Annotated in this window: 24 protein-coding genes; 11 read left to right on the top strand and 13 right to left on the bottom strand. The window is 72.3% G+C overall.

Features of this window, described 5'->3' with window-relative positions; all coding sequences use genetic code 11:
• The 3 genes from ABD241_RS14105 to ABD241_RS14095 form a co-directional block, all read right to left on the bottom strand.
• Positions 1–438 (bottom strand): transporter substrate-binding domain-containing protein (locus tag ABD241_RS14105; protein ID WP_344063804.1); only part of this gene is annotated, 438 nt, incomplete at its 3' end.
• Between the two features lie 252 nt (positions 439–690).
• Positions 691–1,260: an NADPH-dependent FMN reductase gene (locus tag ABD241_RS14100; protein WP_344063802.1), complete on the bottom strand. Its 570-nt coding sequence runs from the start codon at positions 1,258–1,260 to the stop codon at positions 691–693.
• Positions 1,261–1,300: 40 nt separating this feature from the next.
• Positions 1,301–1,531: a hypothetical protein gene (locus tag ABD241_RS14095; RefSeq protein WP_344064226.1), complete on the bottom strand. Its 231-nt coding sequence runs from the start codon at positions 1,529–1,531 to the stop codon at positions 1,301–1,303.
• Between ABD241_RS14095 and ABD241_RS14090 the strand changes: the two genes are divergently transcribed.
• Positions 1,457–1,732 carry a CinA family protein gene (locus ABD241_RS14090; RefSeq protein WP_344064202.1) on the top strand — a complete coding sequence of 92 codons (276 nt, stop codon included), beginning with the start codon at positions 1,457–1,459 and terminating at the stop codon, positions 1,730–1,732. The two genes, ABD241_RS14095 and ABD241_RS14090, sit on opposite strands and share 75 nt — an antisense overlap.
• A 105-nt stretch (positions 1,733–1,837) precedes the next feature.
• Positions 1,838–2,035 (top strand): hypothetical protein, encoded by a 198-nt coding sequence (locus ABD241_RS14085; protein WP_142221349.1) that lies wholly within the window; start codon positions 1,838–1,840, stop codon positions 2,033–2,035.
• Positions 2,036–2,309: 274 nt separating this feature from the next.
• Here the strand turns inward: ABD241_RS14085 and ABD241_RS14080 are convergent, their stop codons facing one another.
• On the bottom strand, positions 2,310–2,972 hold the full coding sequence (locus tag ABD241_RS14080; protein WP_344063795.1) for a MarR family winged helix-turn-helix transcriptional regulator: 663 nt from the start codon (positions 2,970–2,972) through the stop codon (positions 2,310–2,312).
• A 98-nt stretch (positions 2,973–3,070) separates the two neighbouring features.
• On the opposite strand from ABD241_RS14080, the gene ABD241_RS14075 reads away from it, so the two are divergent.
• The 3 genes from ABD241_RS14075 (at position 3,071) to ABD241_RS14065 (ending at position 6,898) form a co-directional block, all read left to right on the top strand.
• The gene (locus ABD241_RS14075; protein WP_344063792.1) at positions 3,071–5,635 is read left to right on the top strand and encodes a molybdopterin oxidoreductase family protein; all 2,565 of its coding nucleotides are present in this window, start codon (positions 3,071–3,073) and stop codon (positions 5,633–5,635) included.
• Positions 5,635–6,099, top strand: coding sequence for a hypothetical protein (locus ABD241_RS14070; RefSeq protein ID WP_344063788.1), 465 nt, complete (start codon positions 5,635–5,637; stop codon positions 6,097–6,099). Before ABD241_RS14075 ends, ABD241_RS14070 begins: the two co-directional genes overlap by 1 nt.
• Positions 6,100–6,181: 82 nt before the next feature.
• On the top strand, positions 6,182–6,898 hold the full coding sequence (locus ABD241_RS14065; protein WP_344063784.1) for an ANTAR domain-containing protein: 717 nt from the start codon (positions 6,182–6,184) through the stop codon (positions 6,896–6,898).
• 140 nt (positions 6,899–7,038) lie between these two features.
• Here ABD241_RS14065 and ABD241_RS14060 read toward each other — a convergent pair whose 3' ends face one another.
• The 3 genes from ABD241_RS14060 to ABD241_RS14050 all read right to left on the bottom strand — a co-directional run bounded on the left by ABD241_RS14060 (position 7,039) and on the right by ABD241_RS14050 (position 9,049).
• A complete protein-coding gene (locus tag ABD241_RS14060) occupies positions 7,039–7,752 on the bottom strand; it encodes a hypothetical protein (RefSeq protein WP_344063781.1) in 714 nt (237 codons plus the stop codon).
• A 54-nt stretch (positions 7,753–7,806) separates the two neighbouring features.
• The gene (locus tag ABD241_RS14055; RefSeq protein ID WP_344063778.1) at positions 7,807–8,637 is read right to left on the bottom strand and encodes a DUF2382 domain-containing protein; all 831 of its coding nucleotides are present in this window, start codon (positions 8,635–8,637) and stop codon (positions 7,807–7,809) included.
• Between the two features lie 157 nt (positions 8,638–8,794).
• The gene (locus ABD241_RS14050) at positions 8,795–9,049 is read right to left on the bottom strand and encodes a hypothetical protein (RefSeq protein ID WP_344063775.1); all 255 of its coding nucleotides are present in this window, start codon (positions 9,047–9,049) and stop codon (positions 8,795–8,797) included.
• Positions 9,050–9,777: 728 nt separating this feature from the next.
• Between ABD241_RS14050 and ABD241_RS14045 the strand changes: the two genes are divergently transcribed.
• A complete protein-coding gene (locus ABD241_RS14045; protein ID WP_344063772.1) occupies positions 9,778–11,121 on the top strand; it encodes an HNH endonuclease signature motif containing protein in 1,344 nt (447 codons plus the stop codon).
• A 144-nt stretch (positions 11,122–11,265) separates the two neighbouring features.
• On the opposite strand, the gene ABD241_RS14040 is transcribed toward ABD241_RS14045, so the two are convergent.
• Positions 11,266–11,898, bottom strand: a complete 633-nt coding sequence (locus ABD241_RS14040; protein WP_344063769.1) for a trimeric intracellular cation channel family protein — start codon at positions 11,896–11,898, stop codon at positions 11,266–11,268.
• A 168-nt stretch (positions 11,899–12,066) separates the two neighbouring features.
• Between ABD241_RS14040 and ABD241_RS14035 the strand changes: the two genes are divergently transcribed.
• Complete coding sequence (locus ABD241_RS14035) at positions 12,067–13,287, top strand: amidohydrolase (protein ID WP_344063766.1); 1,221 nt, start codon at positions 12,067–12,069, stop codon at positions 13,285–13,287.
• A 41-nt stretch (positions 13,288–13,328) separates the two neighbouring features.
• Here ABD241_RS14035 and ABD241_RS14030 read toward each other — a convergent pair whose 3' ends face one another.
• The 3 genes from ABD241_RS14030 to ABD241_RS14020 all read right to left on the bottom strand — a co-directional run bounded on the left by ABD241_RS14030 (position 13,329) and on the right by ABD241_RS14020 (position 17,890).
• A complete protein-coding gene (locus ABD241_RS14030) occupies positions 13,329–16,889 on the bottom strand; it encodes an ATP-binding cassette domain-containing protein (protein WP_425580783.1) in 3,561 nt (1,186 codons plus the stop codon).
• A gap of 105 nt (positions 16,890–16,994) precedes the next feature.
• Positions 16,995–17,297, bottom strand: coding sequence for a hypothetical protein (locus ABD241_RS14025; RefSeq protein ID WP_344063762.1), 303 nt, complete (start codon positions 17,295–17,297; stop codon positions 16,995–16,997).
• A 356-nt stretch (positions 17,298–17,653) separates the two neighbouring features.
• Positions 17,654–17,890, bottom strand: a complete 237-nt coding sequence (locus ABD241_RS14020; protein WP_142181295.1) for a DUF1059 domain-containing protein — start codon at positions 17,888–17,890, stop codon at positions 17,654–17,656.
• A gap of 182 nt (positions 17,891–18,072) precedes the next feature.
• Between ABD241_RS14020 and ABD241_RS14015 the strand changes: the two genes are divergently transcribed.
• Positions 18,073–19,110 carry a zinc-dependent alcohol dehydrogenase family protein gene (locus tag ABD241_RS14015; RefSeq protein ID WP_344063758.1) on the top strand — a complete coding sequence of 346 codons (1,038 nt, stop codon included), beginning with the start codon at positions 18,073–18,075 and terminating at the stop codon, positions 19,108–19,110.
• 64 nt (positions 19,111–19,174) lie between these two features.
• On the opposite strand, the gene ABD241_RS14010 is transcribed toward ABD241_RS14015, so the two are convergent.
• Positions 19,175–21,073 (bottom strand): potassium transporter Kup, encoded by a 1,899-nt coding sequence (locus ABD241_RS14010; RefSeq protein ID WP_344063755.1) that lies wholly within the window; start codon positions 21,071–21,073, stop codon positions 19,175–19,177.
• Between the two features lie 153 nt (positions 21,074–21,226).
• On the opposite strand from ABD241_RS14010, the gene ABD241_RS14005 reads away from it, so the two are divergent.
• The 3 genes from ABD241_RS14005 (at position 21,227) to ABD241_RS13995 (ending at position 23,271) form a co-directional block, all read left to right on the top strand.
• The gene (locus tag ABD241_RS14005; RefSeq protein ID WP_344063751.1) at positions 21,227–21,967 is read left to right on the top strand and encodes a DUF4118 domain-containing protein; all 741 of its coding nucleotides are present in this window, start codon (positions 21,227–21,229) and stop codon (positions 21,965–21,967) included.
• Between the two features lie 141 nt (positions 21,968–22,108).
• The gene (locus ABD241_RS14000) at positions 22,109–22,789 is read left to right on the top strand and encodes a GIN domain-containing protein (protein WP_344063748.1); all 681 of its coding nucleotides are present in this window, start codon (positions 22,109–22,111) and stop codon (positions 22,787–22,789) included.
• A gap of 8 nt (positions 22,790–22,797) precedes the next feature.
• Positions 22,798–23,271: a hypothetical protein gene (locus ABD241_RS13995; protein ID WP_344063745.1), complete on the top strand. Its 474-nt coding sequence runs from the start codon at positions 22,798–22,800 to the stop codon at positions 23,269–23,271.
• 33 nt (positions 23,272–23,304) lie between these two features.
• Here ABD241_RS13995 and ABD241_RS13990 read toward each other — a convergent pair whose 3' ends face one another.
• On the bottom strand, positions 23,305–23,550 hold the full coding sequence (locus tag ABD241_RS13990) for a hypothetical protein (RefSeq protein WP_344063743.1): 246 nt from the start codon (positions 23,548–23,550) through the stop codon (positions 23,305–23,307).

The following is a 23,550-nucleotide window of genomic DNA, read 5'->3' as shown; positions in this document are numbered from 1 at the left end:
GAGCTGGTCGAAGGAGCTGATGCTCGAACCCTTGGGCACGTCGAGGCCGAGGAAGCCGAAGTCGTACTTGTTGGTGAAGTCGACAGTCTTCTTGCGGGCCTCGGTGATGCTGATGGAGGAGGAGCCGACGTCGAACTTGCCCGTCTTGACCTGGGCGAGCAGCGAGCTGAACTCGGTCCCGACGAACTCGACCTTGAGGCCGAGCTTGCCGGCGACGGCCGTCAGCAGGTCGTTGTCGAAGCCGGTGAACGTCCCGTCCTTGATGTAGACGTTCGGCGGCGCGTCGGTGAGCGTGCCGGTGCGCAGCACACCGGGCTGCTGGAGGTTGTACGGGTTGTCGGCGGCCGCCTGGCCGGTGGAGGAGCCGCCGCACGCGGTGAGCGACAGGGCGGCGAGGGCGACGGCCGAGGCGGTGACGGCACGCGTGGGCGAGAGCATGGTGAAGGTCCTCCGGGTGGTGGCGGGGCGGCCGCCCCCGGGCATGCCGAGGACCGTCTCGCCGGGCGACGGTGCTGGCAGAGCGAACGCGAGGGCTTGTCCGCCCAGCGCCGGAGTGGTGCGCCGGCCGCGGTAGCCACGTCGCGCTCGCCTACTCGATGTTATAGGACGAGTAACTCAGAGTGATAATCGGGGGCGCGTCCCGGCCGCGCGTGCGTCGCTCCCCGAGCGCTGCCCCTCCGCGCGGCGGACTCACCCGCGCGGCAGCACCGTCAGCACCCGCTCGATGTGGTCGCGGAACTCGCGCATGAAGGCGGAGAGGAACTCCGCCGTCGTGTCGTCGGTGACCTCACCGTCGTCGGTGACGAGCCCGGGCTTGAACATGATGTACGCCTCCGGCGCGGTCATCTGGCGGGCGTTGCAGAAGCTCAGCACCCCTCGCAGGCTCTGCTGGCCGAGCGCCGTTCCGATCTGTCCTGGCGATGCCCCGATGACGGCTGCCGGCACGTGGTGGAACGAGTTCTGGCCCCACGGCCGCGACGCCCAGTCGATGGCGTTCTTGAGGGCGCCGGGGATGGAGCGGTTGTACTCCGGGCTGACGAACAGGACCGCGTCCGACGCCGCGATGGCGTCCTTGAGGGCTCTCGCCTCGGTCGGGTAGTCCGCGTCGAAGTCCGGACTGTAGAGGGGGAGGTTGCCGATCGGCAGCTCGCTGAACTCGAGGTCCTCAGGAGCCAGGCGGATCAGCGCCTTGCTGAGCTGCCGGTTGATCGAGGTCGAGGACAGGCTGCCGACGAAGTAGCCGACCGAATAGGTGCGCACGTGGATCTCCTTGTCGGGCATGGGCTATGGGGCTTGCCGCTCACTCGTCGGCGGGGCCTTCCTCCTCCTCCGCGTCGAGGAACTCCGCGTCCGTGGGCGTGTTCTGCGGTGGCGCGTCGTCGGAGCCCGTCGTCGTCTCGTCCTGCTTCACCGCGACTCCGGTCGGCCGCCCTTCGTCCGGCGCCGTCATCGTGGCATCCGTGTCGGGGTCGAGGTCGGGGTCGTAGGGATCGGTGCTGCTCGTGCCGCTCTGGGTGATGTCGTCGCTCATGCCGAACGCGTACCCGCCGCCGGCGGCGCAAAGCGCGACGCGCCGCCTGCCCGGACGGGAAGGGGGTCCACCCCGGCCGCGGCGGAGTCACTGACCGGCGGGGCGATGAGTGCCGCCCTGGCGGCGGCACCCTCGGCGTCGTCGTGGTTCCGAGGTGGCGTGACGGCGCTCTTGGCGACGCAACTCCGAAGCACCGAGTGACTGCTTCGGGCGACGGTGGGTAGGACCAGAGGGCACGTCCTTTTCGAGCACGGCTCGTGGCGACCACCGCGTCGAGCAGTGCCTGACCCTCAAGGAGAGCGACCCATGCAGATCGACAAGCAGCAGATCCTGGAGTTCCTGCGCAGCCGCGGCGACGAGCAGCAGGCCCAGCAGGCCGAGGGCGAGCTGCCCGACCAGGTCGACACCGACCAGCACGCCGACCTGCTGGCCAAGTTCGGCATCAACCCGCAGGAGCTGCTGAGCGGCGGCCTCGGCGGACTGGGCGGCAAGCTCGGCCTCTGACGCCCGTTGCGGCCTCAAGGCCGCGGCACAGTGCCCACTCGACGCCCACTCGACGTGACGACACGTCGAGTGGGCACTTTCATGCCCACCGTGACGGGGACCGCCGCTCGACGTGGGCCCATAACGGACTTGTCGGCGACGACTGGCCGACCCCGGCACGGAGGTGCGCCGTGGCGCACTTGCGTGCGCGCGCAGGGCTGATCCTCCGCACGGAAGTGCGCCATGGCGCACCCGCGAGTCGCCCCCCGTCCAGCCGCAGTCCAGCTGGGTACGGCTAGTCCGATCGCCCAGGCCGGTCGGCCTGCCCGGGCACGGCCCAGTCGGCTCGCGCGGTCTCGTGGGCGGCCTCGTTGAAGGCGCGCAGCGCTTCCACCACGTGCTCCCCCGACTCGGGCGCGAGGGAGCCGAGGAGCTCCTTGATCTCGAGGCGCCGGCGCTCGTCGACCGCGCTGACCACGTCGAGACCCTGATCGGTGAGTGCCACCTTGACCGAGCGGGCGTCCGTGGTGGACCGGCGCCGTGCCACCAGACGCAACCGCTGGAGGCGGTCGCAGACCCTGCTCGCGTTGGAGGCGTTGACCCCGAGCTCCTCCGCGAGCTGCGAGACCGACTGCTCGCCCTTGGAGGCGAGGCGCACCAGGACCCGATGCTGCATGGCGGTGATCTCCACCGGCGAGGCGTTGACCGAGCGCAACGCGATGCCGACGAGCGCCCGGGCCGACGTGACGAAGGCGTCGGTGAGCTCCTCGAGCTGCTCGGGCGAGAGCTCCGGCACCGACGGGGTCGAGTTCGACGAGATCGGGTCTGACGAGATCGGGTCCGGCGAGATCGGGTCCGGCGAGATCGGGTCCGGCAGGGTCGGGTCCGGCAGGGTCGGGTCGGCGCCCTCACTCGCACTGTCGGGTCGCCCACCGGCCGGTGGCTGGGTACGCGCCACTTGTCGCCACCACCTCTTCTGTGATTTCTTTGCCGTGACGCAACCTTTGCGCCCACGCAAGCAGCCTAGCGGGTCGCAGCCCCGAGCGAGGAGCAACCGTGAGTGACAGGATCTCGGACATCTACGGGGAGCGCACGCCTCACGCCCGTGGCACGACGTGGCCCGCCCGCGTCGACCTGCACCTGGAGCAGGGACTCCACGAGTCCGACGTGGACCGGTGGGTGCAGTCGGCCTGCCTGCTGTGCAGCAACGGCTGCGGCGTCGACATCGCCGTCAAGGACGGCCGCATGGTCGGGGTCAGGGGCCGGGCCACCGACGTGGTCAACCACGGCCGGCTCGGACCCAAGGGTCTCTACGGCAGCACCGCGTGGGCGAGCTCGCCGGACCGGCTGACCCGCCCCCTCGTCCGGGAGAACGGCCGGCTCGTGGAGACCGACTGGGAGACGGCGATGGGCCGGATCGTGGAGCGTTCCAAGGACCTCCTCGAGCGCAAGGGCCCTCTCTCCCATGGCTTCTACACGACCGGCCAGCTCTTCATCGAGGAGTACTACGCCCTTGCCGTCATCGGCAAGGCCGGGCTCGGCACCCCGCACATGGACGGCAACACGCGCCTGTGCACCGCCACCGCGGCGGCCGCCTTCAAGGAGTCGTTCGGCGCCGACGGGCAGCCCGGCTCCTACACCGACATCGAGCACTGCGACGCGATCTTCCTCTTCGGCCACAACATGGCCGAGACGCAGACGGTGCTCTGGGCCCGGATCCTCGACCGCACCCGCGGCGAGGACCCGCCGAGGATCGTCTGCGTCGATCCGCGCCGCACCCTAGTCGCGCAGGAGGCGGAGCGCACCGGCGGAGTCCACCTTGCACCGAAGGTCGGCACCAACCTGGCCCTCATGAACGGCCTCACCCGCGAGCTCTTCGTGAACGGCTGGGTCGACGAGGAGTGGGTCGCGGCCCACACCCTCGGCGTCGACGACCTGCGCTCCACCGTCGAGCCCTACACGCCGGAGCACGTGGCCGAGATCTGCGGCGTCGACGTCGACGACGTGCGACGGGCCGCGCGGATCTTCGGTGAGAGCACCGCAGTCCTCTCGACCGTGCTGCAGGGCTTCTACCAGTCGCACCAGGCCACCGCCTCGGCCGTCGCCGTCCACAACGTGCACCTGCTGCGCGGCATGATCGGCCGCCCCGGTGCCGGCGTGCTGCAGATGAACGGCCAGCCCACGGCCCAGAACAACCGGGAGTGCGGCGCCGACGGCGACCTTCCCGGCTTCCGCAACTGGGACAACGTCGAGCACGTGAAGCAGCTCGCCGAGGCCTGGAACGTCGACCCCATGACGATCCCGCACTGGGCTCCGCCGACCCACGCGATGCAGATCTTCCGCTACGCCGAGGCCGGGTCGATCGAGCTGCTGTGGATCTCGGCGACCAACCCGGCCGTCTCGATGCCGGAGTCGGCGCGCATCCGCAAGATCCTCTCGAGCGACGAGTGCTTCGTCGTCGTGCAGGACCTCTTCCTGACCGAGACCGCCGAGCTCGCCGACGTCGTCCTCCCGGCCGCCGGCTGGGGCGAGAAGACCGGCACCTTCACGAACGTCAACCGGACCGTCCACCTGTCGGAGAAGGCCGTCGAGCCACCCGGCGAGGCGCGCAGCGACCTCGACATCTTCCTCATGTACGCCGACCGGATGGGGTTCACCGACAAGGACGGCGCGCCGCTCATCACGTGGCGCACCCCCGAGGAGGTCTTCGACGCGTGGCGGGCCGTCACCGCGGGACGCCCGGTGGACTACACGGGACTCAGCTACGACAAGCTCAGGGGACCCACCGGCATACCCTGGCCGGTCAACGAGGAGCACCCCGACGGCACCGACCGGCTCTACGCCGACGGCGTCTTCCCCACCGACACCGACTACTGCGAGACGTACGGGCACGACCTCGTCACCGGCGGCACGGTGACCGAGGAGGAGCACCGCGCCAAGGCACCCGGCGGCCGCGCGTTCCTCAAGGGCGCGCCCTACACCCCGGCGCACGAGCTGCCCTCCGAGGACTTCCCACTGCTCTACACGACGGGGCGGACGGCATACCACTTCCACACCCGCACGAAGACGGGACGGGCACGCTCCCTCGACGCCGCGGCCCCCGACGCGTGGGTGGAGCTGTCGGTGCCCGACGCCGACCGGCTCGGGATCGCCGAGGGCGACTGGGTACGCGTGGAGTCCCCTCGCGGGGCCATCGAGGTCCGTGCCCGGGTGGGCCAGGTCATGGAGGGTGCGGTGTTCGCACCGTTCCACTACGGCCACTGGGACCCCACGGGACTGGCGCCCGACGCCGACCACCGTCTCGCCAACGAGCTGACCATGACCATCTGGGATCCCGTGTCCAAGCAGCCGTACTTCAAGACGGCGGCGTGCCGGGTCACCAAGGTCCGCGACGGAGACGGGCCCTCCCCCGCGCCGACCACCACGGCACCGGCACGCGACCGGGACCGCGTGCCCGCCACCGCCGGCGGCGACCCGACTTCGAGCCACGTGCTCGAGGAGACGCCGGCGTACAACCTCGACCCGAGCCAGTCGACGGCGTCGGAGCACCCATCCCGCGTCGCCTCGGCCGTGCACGGCCTGAAGGAAGCAGCCGCCGACATCGTCACCCGGAGGTCCTGATGCCGCACCTCAGCACCTATATCGGCCTCGCCGACCACAGCGAGAAGACCCTCGCGGACTCGTTCCGGGCGGTGGCGCAGGGCCACCGGGAGGAGGCGGACGTCTACCACACGTGCCAGACCCTGGCCGGCTGGAGCGACCAGCACCGGGAGAAGCTCGCGCCGATCATCGAGCGCTACGGCGAGGACGAGGAGCTCGAGGAGCCCGAGCGGCTCCGCGCCTCGGGGCTGGCCGACGTGCGTTCCGGGCCCGTCGGGCTGCTCCGCGACCTGCAGGACCTGCACGTGCTCGGCTCGCTGGTGCAGACCACCTGGACCGTGGTGGCCCAGGGCGCGCAGGGCCTTCGGGACAAGGAGCTGCTCGAGGTCGCCAACTCCGCCAACGCCGAGACCTCGCGCCAGCTCAGCTGGCTCAACACGCGGATGAAGATGGCCGCACCCCAGGCGCTCATCGTGGACCCGTGACGGGAGCCGTGACACGAGCAGCCCCCGGACCCACCGCGACGGTGCGCTTGTCGCCAACCCCTCCGTGGACAAGGATCGAAGCATGACCGGCGTGACGGACCACCCCTCCTCGCCCGAACAGTTCGCCCACCTGGCCCGTCAGCTCGTGGAGGCGCCCGGGGTCATGCCGACGCTGTGCGGGGTCGTCGCAGGCGCGGTGGCCGTCGTGCCGTGCGACTGGGCGGCGGTCGCGGTCACCGAGAAGCTCGGGGCCCAGCCCGCGCGACTCGCATCCTCCAACGACAGCGACCTCGCCCGGGTCATCGGCACGGTCGCCGTCGAGGCGGGCAGCAGTCCCGGCATCGTCGCCTTCGAGGAGGCGCGGGTCGTGTCCTGCCCCGACCTGGCTCACGAGGAGCAGTTCAAGCCGTATGCCGCCGCCATGCTGGCCCGCACCTCGGTGCGGTCCGTGCTGTCCCTTCCTCTTGTCTTCAAGGGCACCACGACCGGAGTCATGTCCCTCTACGCCACCACGGCCCACAACTTCGACGCCGAGGCCGAGGCCCGGGCACGGGTGCTGGCCGAGCACGCCGTGATCGCCATCGAGGCGGCGCGCACCCAGGACGCGGCCGAGAACCTCGAGATGGCGCTGATGCGCAGCCGGACCATCGGTGCCGCCATGGGCATCCTCATGGAGCGGCACAAGCTGACCCCCGACGGCGCCTTCGACCTGCTGCGAACGGCCAGCCAGGACCACAACCGCAAGCTGGCCGACATCGCCGCCGAGCTCGTGGAGACCGGCACCACGGAGGGGCTGTAGCCGCCGGCGCCGCAGCAACGCGAACGGCTCGGTATGCCGTCCCGGGAAGTCCCGGACACGGCATACCGAGCCTTCGTGCGTGGCGTGCGCCCTCTGCGGGGCGCCTGCCGGGTGTCGGTTGGACGTCGGTCGGACGTCGGTCAGACGTCGAGGCCGGCGCGGTCGACCTTGCGGTGGTAGTGCATCCCGGCGCGGCCCCCGATCAGCGCGCCCAGCAGGCTCGCCACGGCGACGGCGACGAGGGCGATGAGGCCGCCCTTGGTCAGGGTGCCACCGTCGACGGGGATGCGCGGGAAGCTGTTGAGCTGGCTCAGCACGTCGTACTTGCTGCCGGCGCCCGCGGCGATCGCCGCCACCACCAGCGCGATGGCGACGGCCCACAGCCACACCGCGAGACCCTGCTTCGCGCCGTTGAATCGCGCCATCCGGCCCGCGACGTAGCCACCGCAGCAGTACGCGACGAAGAGGATGACGAGCAGCGCGATGCCGCCGACGAGCCCGACGCTCTGCGGGTTCTTGCTCGCGTCGTTGGCCGCCTGGCCGACGTTGGTCTGGGTCGCAACGCCCACGGCCGTGCCGGCTGCTGCCACGAGCGCGGTCAGCAGGACCGCCATGCCCGTGGCGGTGAGCCAGCCGAAGAAGGCCGAGCCGAGCTTGACCCCGCCGAACGCCTCACGCTGGTCGAGGACGGCGTCCTCGCGAGCGGCCCTCTCGGACCGCTGGGGCACCGTCTCGGTGACGACGGTGTCGCCCCGGCGGCCGTCTCCGACCGCGCCGTCGCCCCGGTGGGAGCCGTGCGACTCCTCCGGCTCGACGGCTCGGCCGCGGCCCGTCGGTCCTGCTGCTGAGCTCATGACAAGCTCCTCTCGTCGTCTGCTGGCACGGGTGGCGGCTGGTGCCGCCTCCTGTCAGGCGCGGTCGTCGGTGACGCCGGGACCCTCGGCCTCGATGCGCTCCTGGCGCACCTGCTCCGAGACGGTCTCCTGCTCCGTGACCTGCTCCTTGCCCAGACGTACCCGCTCGACCGGAACCGCCTGCTTGTCCACCACCGGCTGCTCCTCGTGCAGCACGACCTCGTGCTCCTCCTCCGAGATCGCCGGACCGTCCATCGCCTCCCCGACGTTCGCGTCGGTGATCGGCTCCCGCTCGATCTTCACCTCTTCCCGGGTGACCGGGACCTGCACGGTCTGCTGCTCGGTCACCACGTACTTGCGCAGCCGGGCCCGACCCGACTCACGCGACTCGGTGCCCACCTGCAGCTGCTCCTCCGAGCGGGTCATCGCCTCATCGGTCGTCGGACCCGACGTGTCGTGCCCCACCGTGGCGGCCTCGTCCTCGCTCGAGAACCCCGCACCGTCCGTGGCGTGGCCGACGCCGCCGCCGCCGCTGACGGTGCCCGTCTGCCCGTCGCCGCCGGAGCCCGCGCCGCCCAGCTCGTAGTGCGCGAAGAGCCGCTGCTCCTCCGACACGTCCAGATGCCCGTTCTCCGGGTCGACGTTCGGCGCGTCCTTGACGTGGTCCTTCGTGAACGGGACCGTCAGCCCGTCACCGGAGAGCTGCGCGCCCTGCAGCGGCACGAACGTCTCCTTCGTCCCGAACAGGCCCGTGTTCACCGTCACCCACTCCGGCTGCCCGCTCTGGTCATCGACGTAGGCCTGACCGGCCCGGCCGATCTTCTCCCCGTCACTGCCGTACACGGTCGTGCCGGGCAGGGTGCTGAGCTCGTTGGTGCTGATCATCTGCTTCTCCTTCACGGTGCAGGCCCCCACCGACACAAGGCGTCGGCGCAGGACCCACGTGGGGTTGGATCTGCTGGTTTCGGTGGTTGGAGGGATGGCCGGCTTGCCGGCCGCACTCGGCTCCCGGCGTGCGGGAGGCGGGCTGCCGCGGCTCGGGTCAGTTCCCCGAGTTGGACTCGGCGTCGAAGACCCGGGCCGACGTCGCCGCCGGACGGTCGTGGTAGAAGTCGTCGGCCGCCTGGGCCTCCAGCTCGTCCTGATCTCCGTCACCGGGTGCGTGCAGGGCCTCTGGAGTCGCGTCCCTCTCGGGATTCCTCTCCTCGGACGTGCCCGCGAAGGGCTCACGCCGGACCGACGACTCGGGCTGCTGCCCAGAGTCTTCGCCCGACTGCGGGTTCACGTTCTCGGTCACGGATGCCTCTTCCCTTACGTCGTAAGGCCGAACACCGGCCCCATACCCAGCCGGTCACGCCCAGTCACGTGCGGCGCGGAACTCCTCGGCGAAGAGGCTCCTCACAGGCACTTCACACGCAGTGAGTCCCGCTCCACCTACCCACCGGCCCCTCGGCCATTCCCGGATTCGTCGCGGCGCGTCCCCCATATCGCTTGGTGGTTCCCGGGCGGCGCGTGAGGGCGCCGAGGGCTTCGTCCTCCGGACCGGCAGGCACTGTCGGTGGTCGAAAGTACGTTCGACTCATGGCCCCGGAACCATCGATGCTCGAGCTCCTCAGAAGCCGGCTGACCGACCTCGAGGCGCGTCAGCGCGCCACGGGCGGCGTCGCCGAGCACGGGTTTCTGGGAGCGCTTCACGGGCGGTATGCCGTCTGCCCCCGCCCAGCCCACCGCCGGGTCCGCGCCCTCCAGCGCGCACACCGGGAAGACCGCAGGAGGCGCTGGGTGCGCGGGGTCCGCGTTCCCGCAGGAACCTGAGCAACCCGCCGGGGCCGGTCGGCCTACGAAGGCTGAGCGGCTGGCCCGGGCCGGTGCCGCGACCCGGCAGGTGGCACCGGCCGCACGACCGGCGGCCCGGCCGGGCGGACCCTGGACGGACCTCGCCCCCGAGGCCCTCGACGAGCTCGACCTGGACCGGGTGCGGTGGCTGGATGAGGCCTGCTACCAGGAGATGATCAACGACCCGGCGTGGATCGAGTCGATGGATGCACGAGCCGCCGCGCACGCCGCAGCCGCCGCGCACGCCGAGCGCAAGGCCGGCACAGGAACCAGCCCCGAGACGCTCGACGCGATCGAGCGGCAGGCCATGGCCGGGTTCGGCCTCACGACCTACGGGGCCGCCGACCTGACCACCGCCGCCGAACGGGCCGCGGCCCAGCGCCGCACCCACGAGGTCACCCTCGTCACCATCATCTCCGAGCTCGCCGCCCGCGGCCTCGAAGCCCCCGACGGGCTCTCCCGCACCGACTGGCTCCGCCACCACGACCCGTCCCTGACCGCCGCACAGGCCAAGGCCTTCATCACCGTCGGCACCGCCCTGACCGAGGCCCCCTGGGCGCGGCTGCGGCTGCTCGTCGCCACCCAGCAGGTCACCGTCGGCAACGCCGCCCAGATCATCGACTTCGACACCCGCAACCACCCCGTCGCCGACCCCGGCGACCTCGCCACCGCCCTGACCGACCTCACCGACCAGGCACTCCGGCTCCCCCCGAGGAGCTGGCCCGGCTCGCCCGCCATCACACCGAACAGATCCGCCCACCCCGCGACCACGACGAGGACCGGCTCGACCGCAAACGACGCGATGCCCGCGGCCTGTGGTTCACCCAGCCCACCCCCACCGGCATGGTCGGCCTCCGCGCGAGCCTCGACCCCGAAGCCGCCGCCATCCTCAAAGCCGCCATCGACCCGTTGTCGGCGCCCGACCCCGACACTGACGACCACGGCCGCGTCGTCACCCGCGACCAGCGCAGCGCCGCCCGGCGGCGCCTCGAGGCCCTCCTGGCCATCGTCCAGCGCGGGGTCGCCGCCGCCGATGGCATCCCGACCACCGACAAGGCCAAGATCGTGGTCCTCATCGACCACGGCACCCTTCTCCACGACCTCAACGACGTCCGAGACAGGGGCGGCAGCGGCAGCCGCCGGTACAGCGGCAGCGGCCGCGGCCGGGGCAGCGGGACCACCCTCACCGGCGAGGTCCTCTCCCCCGGAGTCGTGCGGCGGATGGCCTGCGACGCCGAGATCATCCCCCTCGTCCTCGGCGGCGACAGCGAACCCCTCGACCTCGGCCGCAGCCGGCGCCTGTTCACCCGCGCCCAACGCCTGGCCCTGACCGCCCGCGACCAGGGCTGCACCTTCCCCGGCTGCACCGTGCCCGCCACCTGGTGCGACGCCCACCACGTCGTGCACTGGCGCCACGGCGGACCCACCGACCTGACCAACGGCGCCCTGCTCTGCCCGCGACACCACGCCGAGGTCCACGACCGCGACCTCACCGCCACCGTCACCACCACAGGCGTCACCTGGCACACCTGACCACCGCGCCACACCCCGCCCACCCCGGCGGGGCCACAGGCACGCGCCGGCACGTCCAGCTTGCCGCGACCGCAGAGGCGACGGGTCGCGTGCGCCCGACACGACACCGACCGCTCGCACGGGCGCCCTCAGAAGGGGCCACCCTCAGGACGGCGGAAGTCCTGGCGGGGCGGGCGCGTTGAGGTCGAAGCGGATGCCCACCAGCCGGATGGCGAAGCAGGCCGCCACCGCAACCAGCGCGGCCGGCAAACCGCGAAGCCCCAGCTCGGCCGCCACGACGGTGATCAGGGCCCCGACCAGGGCCGGGATGGCGTACAAGCCACTACTGAGAACCGTCGGGACGCGCCCGATCAGGACATCACGGATGGTGCCTCCTCCCACGCCGGTGACTGCGCCCAGGATCACGGCCTGGACGGGCCCGAGGCCGGCGTCGAGCGCCTTGCTGGCACCGGTCACGGCGAAGAAGCTGAGCCCCAGCGCGTCGAAGACCTCGATGGGAAACGACAACCGGTCGAGCCGGCGGCCCCAGAGGAAGGCGACGAGCGCACCCGTCGCGGCCACGACGAGGTAGCGCCAGTCGCGGAACGTCGCCGGCGGCAGGTAGCCGATGATGACGTCCCGGATGATGCCGCCGCCCAGCGCCGTCACCATCCCCAGCGTGAGCACGCCGACGATGTCGACCCGCGCCACCCTGATCCCGGTGAGCGCCCCGTTCAGGGCGAAGACCGCGGTGCCGGCCAGGTCGAGCCCGAGGAGGAGGGTGCCGGCGCGGATCATCGCGGCACCGCCTTGGCACCTGCGCTCACCATGCCGACACGCTAGCGCCCGGGGTGGGTCGACGTCCGTGCCGAGCCATGGTGAACCGCGCCGCAACGCGCCGCGCGCCACGGCACGGCACTGGGTACGCCCTCGGTATCCGAGTCGAGCTCCACCGGAGGTTTCGCGATGACGTGCGCTGACGAGCTGCTGCGAGGGCTGGATGAGTCCCGGGCTTGGCGTGAGGAGTTCTACCGGGCGCTGCACGCGCATCCGGAGCTGAGCGGCCAGGAGACGCAGACTGCGGCGAGCGTGACCGAGCGCCTGGAGCATTGGGGCTACGAGGTCCAGCAGGTCGGAGGAGGCGTCGTCGGCGTCCTCGCGAACGGCGATGGCGAGACGGTCCTCTGTCGGGCCGACATGGACGCCCTGCCCGTCACCGAGCTCAGCGGAGTGCCGTACGCGTCCACGCAGACGGCGACCGACGACAGCGGTGCCACGGTCGGGATCTCCCACGCCTGCGGGCACGACGTCCACGTCACCTGCCTGCTCGGCGCGGCCGAGCTGATGGCAGCCCGGCGCGAAGTCTGGAGCGGCACCTTCGTCGCCCTCTTCCAGCCCGCCGAGGAGACCGCCTCGGGCGCCAGCGGGATGCTCGCCGACGGCCTGGCCGAGCGGATCCCGCGCCCCGACGTCGCCTTCGCACAGCACGTGCTCGGCCTGGCGACCGGAACGGTGGGCACGACCGTGGGCCCGGTCATGTCGGCCGGCGACAGCATCCGCGTCACGGTCTTCGGCAAGGGTTCGCACGGCTCCATGCCCCACCTCAGCGTGGACCCGGTCGTGCTGGCGGCCGCGATCGTCCTGCGCCTGCAGACGATCGTCGCCCGGGAGACCAAGCCCGGCGAATTCGCGGTCGTCACGGTCGGCAGCAGCGTCGCAGGGACGAAGAGCAACGTCATCGCCGACCGCGCGGTGCTCCTGCTCAACGTGCGCACCTATGACGAGGCCGTGCGTCGACAGGTCCTCAGCGCCGTGGAGCGCATCGTGCGCGCCGAGTGCGAGGGTGCCGGCTCGCCTCAGCCGCCCACCTTCGAGTACTACGACCAGTACCCCCTGACGAGCAACGACGCGACCGTCGCCGAGCGGATCGGCGCCGCATTCCGTGAGCACTTCCCGGGCCGGGTCACCGAGCTCGGCCGGGTCACCGCCAGCGAGGACTTCAGCCGCATCCCGGACGCGTTCGGGACGCCGTACTTCTACTGGGGCGTCGGCGGTTTCGAGGATGCGGTCACGGCACCGCCCAACCACTCGCCGTACTTCGCCCCACTCGTCCAGCCGACGCTCGACACGGGGACGTCGGCGTTGGTCGTCGCCGCGTCGTCCTACCTCGGCACTGACCGTGCCTGACCGGCCTGGCCCCCGCCGGCCGGTCACGAAGTTGCGCGTGCTCAGCCGGCGAGGTGGCCCCAGGCGTCGGACAGCTCGTGCCAGGGCCCGACCGCGGCGACCTGGCCCTCGACGAGCACCACGACACGGTCAGCCTGGGCGAGAGCGGCCCGCTTGGACGTGGCCCCGATGACCGTGGCACCGCGCTCGCGCAGCGTGCTCCACAGCTCGATCTCGGTGGCGGAGTCGAGCGCCGACGACACGTCGTCGGCGAGCAACAGCTCTGCCTCGCACGCGAGGGCCCGGGCCAGCGCCAGCCGCTGCACCTGTCCTCCCGAGAGCCGCACCCCGCGGTGCCCGACCAGCGAGTCGGGACCACCGGCGGCGTCCACGTCGGTCCCCATGCGGGCGGCCTGCAGGGCAGGCATGACGTCGCGGTCGCCGTGGTCGAGCCGGACGTTGTCGGTGAAGGTGCCCGAGAGCACGAGCGGCACCTGGGCGACGTGCGCGACGCGGCCCGGCCGCAGGAACGCCTGCGGGTCGGACACCGGCTCGCCGTTCCACCGGATCTCGCCGGTGGCGGTGACGAGGCCGGCCATCGCCGAGAGCAGGCTGGACTTTCCCGAGCCGACCTGACCCAGGAGCAGCACTAGCTCTCGCGCGTGCACGGTCAGGTCGACGTCGGTGGCGCCCAGCGTCCCGTCGTCGTGCACGGCCGTGACGCCCGCGAGCTCGAGGGTGTGCAGCGGCTCGCGGACCACCGGGGCAGGCGCCGGGGCCAGCCCCTGGACGAGGTCGACGCCCGGCTCGACGTGCATGAGGTTGCCGCCGCCGGCCAGCCGGCTCGTGGCCTGCATCCACGCCTTGGTGCCCGGCGCCTCGGTGATCACGGACCCCGCGACCCGCCCGAACCAGTCGAACCCGTTGACGGCCCCGGCGACGAGCAGCGCCGTGGCGAGCCCCCACTCCCCCATCACGAGCAGGGCCCAGGCGGCGACGACGCCACACTGGACGAGGACGACCGGCACGCCGTCGAGCAGCGCCTGCACGCGGTGCTCGCGGACGGCTGCCTCGACGCGCCCGGCGTCCACCTCGCGCAGGTGCGCGTGGACGCTGGGCGTGGACGCGGCCAGCTTCACGGTGCGCACCGAGTCGAGCGCCGAGACCAGCGACCGGCCGAAGCGGGCCCGGGCCGCGGCAGAGGCGGCAGCGGACCGCCCGGCGACGCGTCGGCCGAGCGAGGAGGCGAGGGCCGAGGCGGCCATGACCGCGAGCAGGACGGCGCCCGCCACCCAGCTTCCGGCGACAGCCGCGGTGACCCCGGCGATGACCAGTCCGTTGACGAAGTCGACCCAGCGGTCGGCGTAGCGGGCGAGCCGGTCGGCGTCCATCGTGCGGGCGACGGCCTCTCCCGGGGGAGTCGGCTCGAGGCGGCGCTGCGCCGTCTGGCCGGCCAGAACTGCCGACCGGGCGCGCAGCATGACGGAGATCCACCAACGCGGGTAGCGGCGGAAGGCCTCGGCGAGCAGGAGCGGTGAGAGCATCAGCGACCCGACGAGCGCGACGGTCAGCCCGGTGGGGCTCTGGCCCTGCTGCAGCGCGACGACGAGGTGGCCCCAGATCCAGCCGGTGAGGGCACCGAAGGCGCCGGTGAGCGCGGACGTGAGGAAGAGCCCGACGCTGACCAGCCCCCACCGCGGCTCGATGAACAGGGCCGAGAGGGTTGCGCGGGCGAGGCCCGGCGTGGGCTCGACCTTCGGGGCCGGTGGCGGCGGGCCAGTGCGACGCGCCGTGCCGACCTGCCCGGCGGCGGTCGGCTGGGCGCCCGCGGGCTCGTCCACCTCGGCAGAGGCCGCGAGGAGGGCACGGAAGGCGCCGTCCTCCGACGCCAACCGGCTGCGCGGGCCCTGCTGGACGACCCGGCCGCGCTCCAGCACGGCGACCTGCTCGGCGCGCTCGGTCGTCGACAGCCGGTGCGCGACGAGCAGCCCCGTGCGGCCGGCGAGCAGGCGCTCGGCGGCACGGACGACCTGGGTCTCGGTGACGCGGTCCATGCGCGCGGTGGCCTCGTCGAGGACGACGACCCGCACGTCGCGGACCAGCAGCCGCGCGAACGCCACGAGCTGCTCCTCCCCCGACGAGAGCGTGGTGCCGCCCGGACCGAGCACGGTGTCGAGACCCGCCGGGAGCCCCGCCACCCAGTCGTCGAGACCGAGCTCGGCCACCGCGCGCTCCACCTGCTCGCGCGCCAGGGGCTCGAACAGCGTGATGTTCTCGGCCAGGGTGCCGGCAAGGATCTCGGTGCGCTGGGTGACCACGCCCACGGCGGAGCGCAGGTGCTGCAGGTCCACGTCGAGGACGTCGACCCCGCCGAGCAGCACCGAACCGCGCTCGGGCTCGACGGCGCGCGAGATCAGCGATGCCAGCGTGGACTTGCCCGAGCCGGTGCGCCCGACGAGCGCGCAGGTCGTGCCGGCAGGGACGCGCAGGTCGACGTGCTCGAGCGCGAAGCGGCCACCCGCGTACGCGAAGTGCAGGTCGGAGAAGACGACGTCCAGCGGTCCGCTCGGCAGGTCGGCCCCGCCCACCGGCTCGCGTTCGGCGTCGAGGAGTCCGCGCAGCCTCAGCACGGCGCCGAAGCCGGCCTGCAGGTCGGGCAGGTGCCGGGCGAGCATGTCGACCTGGCCCACGAACATGGTCGTGACGAGGAAGAGGGTCACGAGCGCTGCGGTGTCGAGGCGGTCGCCGACGACGAGGGCCACCCCGACGAGCGCCGTGCCGGCGAGCACCGCGTGCAGGAGTGAACCGGTGCGCCGCCCGATCCGGCTCTCGAGCCCGAGGACCACGGCGAAGCGGCGGTGCACGGTGGCCGCGAGCTCGGTGCACCGGCGTACGACATGGGCCTGTCCGAGGCTGGCGCGGAGGTCGTCGCGGGCCGCCACGCCCTCCTCGAGGGCCGCGGCGTGGTCGGTCCACGCCATCTCCTCCTCCACCTTGCGGGCGGAGACCTGCGGCAGCAGCGGTCGCACGACGGCGACGGTCCCGAGGCCGGCGAGCGGGAAGAGGATGAACGCGGGCCACCACGTCGTGCCGGCCACGATCCACAGGGGTCCGGAGGCCAGCACCGTGCGGATGGCCTGCCACGCGCTCTGCCGCAGCAGGGCGCCGACCTCGTGCGTGTCGTCGTCGACGCGGTCGAGCACCTCGCCGACCGCCTGGTCGTTGAGGGCCGGGAGCGGCTGGTGCATCGCGGCGTCGAGCAGGTCGGCGCGCAGGCGTCCCTCGGCGCGGTCGACGGAACCCGCCCACAGCGTGCGGCCCGCGGTGTCGAGCACGGCCGCGCCCACGACGCACACCGCCAGCAGCTCGACGAGGGGGGCGGTCGCCTGCTCGGCCAGACGGCCCGCGATCAGCGAACCCAGGGAGGAGCCGACCGCGGCGACGGCGCACGCCACCAGCGCCCACACCGACACGGGGTTGCGCAGCCGTCGCCAGTCGACCGTGCGGCGGGCATCGCCGGGATGGCGAGGAGGCGCCGTGGTCGCCGCCGGGCGTTGCGCGTCGAGTCGGGTCGAGGTCACTGACGAGACCCTAGGACGCGCCGCCGACAGCCGTCGTCCCATTTTCGGCAGGGTGCGCCGCGGCCACCAGGCACCACGGCAGGCACCTGCACAGCCACCGCTGCAGACGCCGTTGCACGGACCACGGCGGCGGCGCACCCCGCGGCATCAGGAGACGTAGCGACGCGACCTGCCGCTCAGCTGCGACTCCTCGAGCAGGCGGTAACCGCGCTCGATCCCGGGTGGCACGACCTTCCGATGCCGAGCCACCCGGGGGGCACCCCGGGCGGCGTCGAGCAGGCCCCGGGCGGTGACCCGGTCGCGCGGGAGCCGCACGAGCAGGCGGCCAGTCCGCCGGAGGGCGCCCGCCAGCGGCCGCCGCAGCCACGTGAACCACAGCGTGCTGCGTATGCCGTGGCGCCGCCTCAGGTGGGCGTCCCTGGTGGTCGAGGCGTGGTGGTGGGCCACCACCACCGGGACGTAGGCGAGGTGCCGCCGGCCCGGGGTGCTCGTCGAGCAGGTCGGCTACGACGATGACGGGCGGCTGCTCCGGGAGCCGCCCGAGCGAGGACAGGGTGCGGTCGAGCTCGGCGCACCGGTTGTGCGTGACCACCACCACGGTCACTCGTGCGTCAACCATCTGCCTGGCCTGTCTGTCCTCGCGCGTCGGTCGTCACCCGCGGACGTATGCCGTCCGTCCCGTCGTGCCCTTGCCCTCGCTCCGACGGTCGGGATACCGGGTCGAGAGACGGCGTCGAGAGACCGGGTCGAGACACCGGGTCGAGACACCGGGTCGAGACACTGGGACCCGGCTGAACCGCTGGAGGTCAGGCCTCGGGCAGGCGCTCGAAGGCCGCCTTGGTGTCGCGGTACCAGCCCATCGACCGCCTGGGGTGGCGCCAGCGGCTCTTCATGGCGTCGCGGGCCTCCTGGTGGGTCGCGTCCCCGGCCTGCTCGGCCTCCTTGAGGTGCCGGTCCTGCGCCTTGATGATCTCGTCGGCGTTGTCGCCGCGGTGCTCGAGGTCGCACGGACCGCCCAGGTCACGGCAGCTCATCGTCTTCATGGTCGACTCCTTCGCTCTGGTGTGATTCCCGTCCGGCGCCGGTGCGGCGCCGTTCGGCGTTGGGTGGGCGTCGGGGCGCCCGAGGTGGTGACGAGTGGGGCGGGTGAAGTGTGACAGCGCCGGTTGCTGCAGGCCCGGATCCGCCCGCGACCGCCGTCCGCGCCGCCTGCGATGATCCTGCGGTGCGAGCCGTAGTCGTCGATGCCGTCCGTGCCCAGCCACACGTCGGAGAGGTGGCCACGCCCTCCGCCCCGCCCGGCGGCGTGGTGGTCAGGGTCATGGCGACGGGGATGTGCCGCAGCGACTGGCACGCCTGGGCAGGGCACGACGACATCGCCTTCCCCCACGTCCCCGGCCACGAGCTCGCCGGCGTGGTCACGCAGGTCGGGGAAGGGGTGCGCCGCTGGACCGTCGGTGACCGGGTGACCGTTCCCTTCGTCTGCGGGTGCGGACGGTGCGAGTGGTGCCTGGCCGGTGACGCCCAGGTCTGCCCCGACCAGGAGCAGCCCGGCTTCACCCACTGGGGCTCCTTCGCCGAGCAGGTCGCCCTCCACGCCGCCGACACCAACCTCGTCGCCCTCCCGGACGAGGTCGACTTCGCCACGGCGGCGGGGCTCGGCTGCCGGTTCGCCACCGCGTACCGTGCGCTCGTCGGCCGGGCGCGGGTCGCGACCGGCGAGTGGGTCACGGTGGTGGGCTCGGGCGGTGTCGGGCTGAGCACCGTGATGATCGCCAAGGCCCTCGGCGCCCGTGTGGTCGCGGTGGACCGCAACCCCGAGGCACTCGTGGTCGCAACGGCCCTCGGCGCCGACCACGCAGTGCCCGCCGACGGCACCGACGTCCCTGCCGTGGTGGCCGACCTGACCGGTGGAGGCAGCCACGTGGCCGTCGACGCCGTCGGCAGCGAGCAGACCTGCGCCGACGCCATCCTCAGCCTTCGTCGCCGCGGCCGGCACGTGCAGGTGGGTCTCCTGCCGCCCGTCGACGGCCACCCCCGGGTGCCGATGGCCCGCGTCATCGCCTGGGAGCTCGACCTGCTCGGCAGCCACGGCATGGCCGCGACCGACTATCCCGGCATGATGCGGCTCATCGAGCAGGGAAGGCTGCAGCCGCAGCGGCTCGTCGAACGCACCATCGGCCTCGAGGAGGCGGCCGACCTGCTCCCCGGCTTCGACCGGGCGACCGTCGCCGGCATCACGATCATCGACCCCACCCGCTGACGACCCCACCCGCTGACGAGGGCGCCGGCGAGCGTGGACCGGGCGACACGGCATACGCCGTCGGTCAGATCCTGACGGTGGCACCCATCGTGACCGTCCGGTCCTCCGGCAGCTTGAAGTAGCCGGTCGGCGACGCCGCGTTGTGCGCGAGGGCGAGGAAGAGCCGCTTGCGCCAGGGAGGCATCGTCTGCGAGGTCCCGCGCTCGAGCGAGATGCGCGAGAGGAAGTAGTACGCCGTGTCGGGGTCGACGTCGACGATCTCCTGCTCCCGGCACAGACCCAGGGCGCGAGGGACGTCCTGCTCCTCCTGGAAGCCGAAGCGCAGCGTCAGGTGGGTGATCGCGTCGTACGGGTCACCGAGGTGGTCCAGCTCGATGCGCTCGGAGTCGTCGACGAACGGCACGTTCTCCGACGAGATGCTGACGATGAGGACGAGTTCGTGGATGACGTGGTTGAAGGTCGCGTTCTCGCGCAGCGCGAGCGGGGTCGAGAGCTTGCCCGGGTGCAGGAACACCGCGGTGCCGGGCACCTTGTCGACGGGGTCGCCGTGGAGCCAGTCGATGAACGGGTCGAGCGGTCCCTCCATCTCGATCCGGCGGTCGGTGACGAGACTGCGCCCGCGCTGCCAGGTGAGCATCACGGTCGCGACGAGCGTGGCGATCACGAGCGGGAGCCAGCCGCCGTGCGTGATCTTCGTGAGGTTGGCGGCGAAGTACGTCAGCTCCAGCGCGGCCAACGGGATCCCGAGCAGCAGCAGCTGCCGCCGGCTCCAGCCCCAGGCGGCCTCCGCGTGGATGAGGAAGAGGGTCGTCGTGATGAGGAAGGTGCCCGTCACCGCGAGGCCGTATGCCGTCGCGAGGCGTTCCGAGGACCCGAAGAGCAGCAGCAGGGCGATGACTCCGACGAAGAGCGTCCAGTTCACGGCCGGGACGTAGATCTGGCCGCGCTCGTGGTGGGAGGTCTGCCGGACCGTGAGGCGGGGCAGGTAGCCGAGGCGCTCGGCCTGCCGCGACACGGAGTACGCGCCGGAGATGACGGCCTGCGAGGCGATGATCGTCGCGAGCGTCGACAGCACCACGAGCGGGATGCCGAGGGCTGAGGGGGCCAGGTGGAAGAAGGGGCTCTCGGCGGTCGACGGGTCCTTCAGGATGAGCGCGCCCTGCCCGAGGTAGTTGAGCGTCAGTGCGGGGAAGACGACGAGGAACCAGCCGCGGCGAATGGGGGCGCGACCGAAGTGCCCCATGTCGGCGTACAGCGCCTCGGCCCCGGTGATGGACAGCACGACGGCGCCCATCGCGACGAACGCGACGACCGGGTGCTCGACGACGAAGAGCACCGCGTAGTGCGGCGACAGGCCGAGGACGACCGACGGGTCCCGGACGACCTGCGCGCCGCCGAGGACCGCGAGGACGGCGAACCACAGCGCCATGACGGGACCGAAGAAGCGCCCGACGAGCTCGGTGCCGAAGCGCTGGCCGGCGAAGAGCAGCGTGATGATCGCCGCGCCGATGGGGACGACGAGGTGCTCGACTCCCGGGGTCGAGACCGAGAGCCCCTCGATCGCCGACATGACCGAGATGGCGGGGGTGATGACGCTGTCGCCGTAGAAGAGCGAGGCCCCGAGCACCCCGAGCAGCATCACGAGGCCGAAGCGCTTGCCGCCGGGCCGCACCGCCGTGCGCGCCAGGGCGGCGAGCGCCATCACCCCTCCCTCACCGTCGTTGTCGGCCCGCAAGATGAAGAAGACGTACTTCACCGAGACGATGAGCGTGACCGACCAGAAGACGAGCGAGATGACACCGAAGACGTCACCCGGGGTCGTCGCGACCGTGTTGTGGTCGATCGAGAAGACGGTCTGCAGGGCATAGAGCGGCGAGGTCCCGATGTCGCCGAAGACGACGCCGAGCGCTCCGACCGTCAGGGCGGCCAGACCCGCGTGGGGACGCCTCGAGGTGCTTGTCACGAGGAGCCATCCTTGCACCCGCAGTTGAACGCCTCCTGCCACCGGGGTGTCCTCGGGCACCAGGGCGCCCGGTGGGCATCGGCGCTGCTGCCAGATTGGTGGGAAGCGCGACATTTCCCTGCGGCCGGCGCCAGGTGGGAGTTGTCTTGACCCATGAGGCACAGCTGGATCACCGAGCACCGGGTCGCCGTGCGGTGGCTCGCCGTGCTCCTGCCGGTGGTGGTCGGGGCCGCGTTGGTGCTCGTCCGCGACAGCATGAGCCCGGCCGCGGCCGCGATGGTGCTGGTGCTGGCCGTCGTCGCCGCTGCGGCCACCGGCGACCGCGTGGCGGGCATCGGCGCAGCAGTCGCGGCCACGCTCAGCTTCGACTTCTTCCTCACGGTCCCCTACTACACGCTGGCCATCACCTACCGGGACGACATCCAGCTCGCCGTCACCCTGGTCCTCGTCGGTCTGGCCGTCACGGAGGTCGCGATCTGGGGCCGGCGCCAGCAGGCTGCCGCACTGCGCCGGGACGGCTACCTGCAGGGGCTGGCGCACCTGCTCGACCTGCCTCCAGAGGCCGACGAGCAGGAGCGCGGCCGGGTGATCGGGGCAGCGGTGAACCAGGTCCTCGGCGCCGACCGCACCGAGTGGGTGCCGGGCCCACCGGACGCCGACGAAGCCGTCGTCCACGCCGACGGGGAGGTACGCGCCGGCGGCGCCGTCCTCGACGTCGCGCGGGCCGGCCTGCCGACAGAGTCCTACACCGCCATACCGGTCCGGGTCGCCGACCGGGCCGTCGGCCACTTCCGCGTGGTGACGTCCACGCGCGTCGTCCACCCCAGCGCCGAGCAGCTGCGCGTGGCGATGCTGCTCGCCGACCGCATGGGTGCGCTCAGCAGCGCGGCGTGAGCCGCCCGCGGGGGCGGGCCGAGCGCATACGCCCGCCGTCCGCGTCGAGTCACCGACGTCACTCTTCGCCGCGCGGGACACGGGACGTTGGACCCTCCCCCCTGGTCCGCCGCCCGCGTGATGCTGGCCGGGGAGGCCATCATGAGGTCAGCACACAGGTCCCGGATCGTCCGTATGCGTTCCGTGGCGCTCGCACTGGCGGTGACCGTGCTGCCCGCCTGCGGCTACGGCTCCCCCGGTCACGTCGAGGTGGGCTCGGGGGACGTCGTCTCGCGGTCTCGCAGCGTCGGCGACTTCACCGAGGTGCAGGCGGGCGGCGGCATCCAGCTGGAGCTCGCGTCCGGGCCGCGGCAGGTCGTCGTCACCGCACAGCCCAACCTCGTCGACATCACCACGACCGAGGTGGTCGGGTCGCGGCTCACCGTCGACACGACGAGCGGCTTCGTCAGCCCCCAGGGCATCGTCGTGAAGATCAGCACCCCACGGCTGACCGGCATCGAGCTGTCCGGAGGCGCGAGCGCATCGGGGACCGTGGGCAGCGCGGGCACCCTCACCGTGCGGCTGTCGGGTGGGGCGCGCACGACGGTGTCCGGCTCGGCCGCAGCCCTGGACCTGCAGGCCAGCGGCGGCGCGATCCCCGCCTTGGGCGACCTTCGCGCCACGAACGCGACGGTCGACCTCAGCGGCGGCGTCGTGGCCACCCTCGACGTGATGCGCTCCGTCAAGGGCTCGGCGTCGGGAGGGGTCGTCCTCACCCTGGTCCGCAAGCCCGCCACCACGGCCGTCGAGACCTCCGGCGGCGCGGTGGTGCGCACCCAGTGACCCAGCCCGTGGACGACAGTACGTACGACCGTGCGGACGACAGCACGGACGACAGGGCGGACGACAGCCTCGACGCCCACCGCGCGGCTGACGTCGTCGACGTCTTCGTCTACGTGGTCGTGCTCAACCTCTTCATCGAGTACCTCCCAGCCGTGCTGAGCGAGACGTTCACCCTCTCGCTGCTCACGGCCGTTCTGCTCAAGGTCATCCTCGAGGTCGTCGTCGCGATGAAGAAGCGGGTCAGGGCGCGCTACCGCCGCGCCTCGGGCCCCGCCGGCAAGGTCGTCGCGGCCGCGCTGCTCTGGGTGGTCCTCTTCGGCAGCAAGTTCGTGGTCCTGGAGGCGGTCGCCCTGGTCTTCGGTGACCGGGCGACCCTGGGCGGCTTCGCGTCGGTCACGCTCCTGGTGATCACCCTCCTGGTCTCCCGGGCCTTCGTCCGGCGCCTCCTCCGGACGACCGCGCCCGGCGACGGACGGCTCTGAGGGCCGGGCTCTTCCATGCCGCAGGCCGTCGCGCTAGTCGGGAAGGCAGCGCATCTCGAGGATGGTGTAGCCCAGGTCCTGAAGGCGGTCGATGATGCCGCGCAGGTGTGCCGTGTCGACGATCTCGCCGTAGAGGACGCTCCCGCGAGCGCCCACGGGCGCGGTGGACTCGCGCAGCTCCGGGAACGCCCACTGCGCGATGTCGGCCAGGCGTTCGGCAAGGATGAACTCGTAGCGCACGGTGGACCCCATCACTCCCTTGATGGCAGGTACCTCCAT

It is taken from the genome of Terrabacter lapilli, assembly GCF_039531305.1.
Lineage (GTDB): Bacteria > Actinomycetota > Actinomycetes > Actinomycetales > Dermatophilaceae > Terrabacter > Terrabacter lapilli.
Note: the sequence above shows the minus strand (reverse complement) of the source record. Positions and strands in the feature narration are given on the sequence as shown.

Coding starts and splice junctions, on each gene's coding strand:
- ABD241_RS14070 (WP_344063788.1), top strand. CDS start 5,635: ATGCCGCACCTCAGCACCTATATCGGCCTCGCCGACCACAGCGAGAAG.
- ABD241_RS14030 (WP_425580783.1), bottom strand. CDS start 16,889: ATGGGACGACGGCTGTCGGCGGCGCGTCCTAGGGTCTCGTCAGTGACC.
- ABD241_RS14035 (WP_344063766.1), top strand. CDS start 12,067: ATGACGTGCGCTGACGAGCTGCTGCGAGGGCTGGATGAGTCCCGGGCT.
- ABD241_RS14020 (WP_142181295.1), bottom strand. CDS start 17,890: ATGAAGACGATGAGCTGCCGTGACCTGGGCGGTCCGTGCGACCTCGAG.
- ABD241_RS13990 (WP_344063743.1), bottom strand. CDS start 23,550: ATGGAGGTACCTGCCATCAAGGGAGTGATGGGGTCCACCGTGCGCTAC.
- ABD241_RS14000 (WP_344063748.1), top strand. CDS start 22,109: ATGAGGTCAGCACACAGGTCCCGGATCGTCCGTATGCGTTCCGTGGCG.
- ABD241_RS14005 (WP_344063751.1), top strand. CDS start 21,227: ATGAGGCACAGCTGGATCACCGAGCACCGGGTCGCCGTGCGGTGGCTC.
- ABD241_RS14065 (WP_344063784.1), top strand. CDS start 6,182: ATGACCGGCGTGACGGACCACCCCTCCTCGCCCGAACAGTTCGCCCAC.
- ABD241_RS14060 (WP_344063781.1), bottom strand. CDS start 7,752: ATGAGCTCAGCAGCAGGACCGACGGGCCGCGGCCGAGCCGTCGAGCCG.
- ABD241_RS14040 (WP_344063769.1), bottom strand. CDS start 11,898: ATGATCCGCGCCGGCACCCTCCTCCTCGGGCTCGACCTGGCCGGCACC.
- ABD241_RS14085 (WP_142221349.1), top strand. CDS start 1,838: ATGCAGATCGACAAGCAGCAGATCCTGGAGTTCCTGCGCAGCCGCGGC.
- ABD241_RS14055 (WP_344063778.1), bottom strand. CDS start 8,637: ATGATCAGCACCAACGAGCTCAGCACCCTGCCCGGCACGACCGTGTAC.
- ABD241_RS14095 (WP_344064226.1), bottom strand. CDS start 1,531: ATGAGCGACGACATCACCCAGAGCGGCACGAGCAGCACCGATCCCTAC.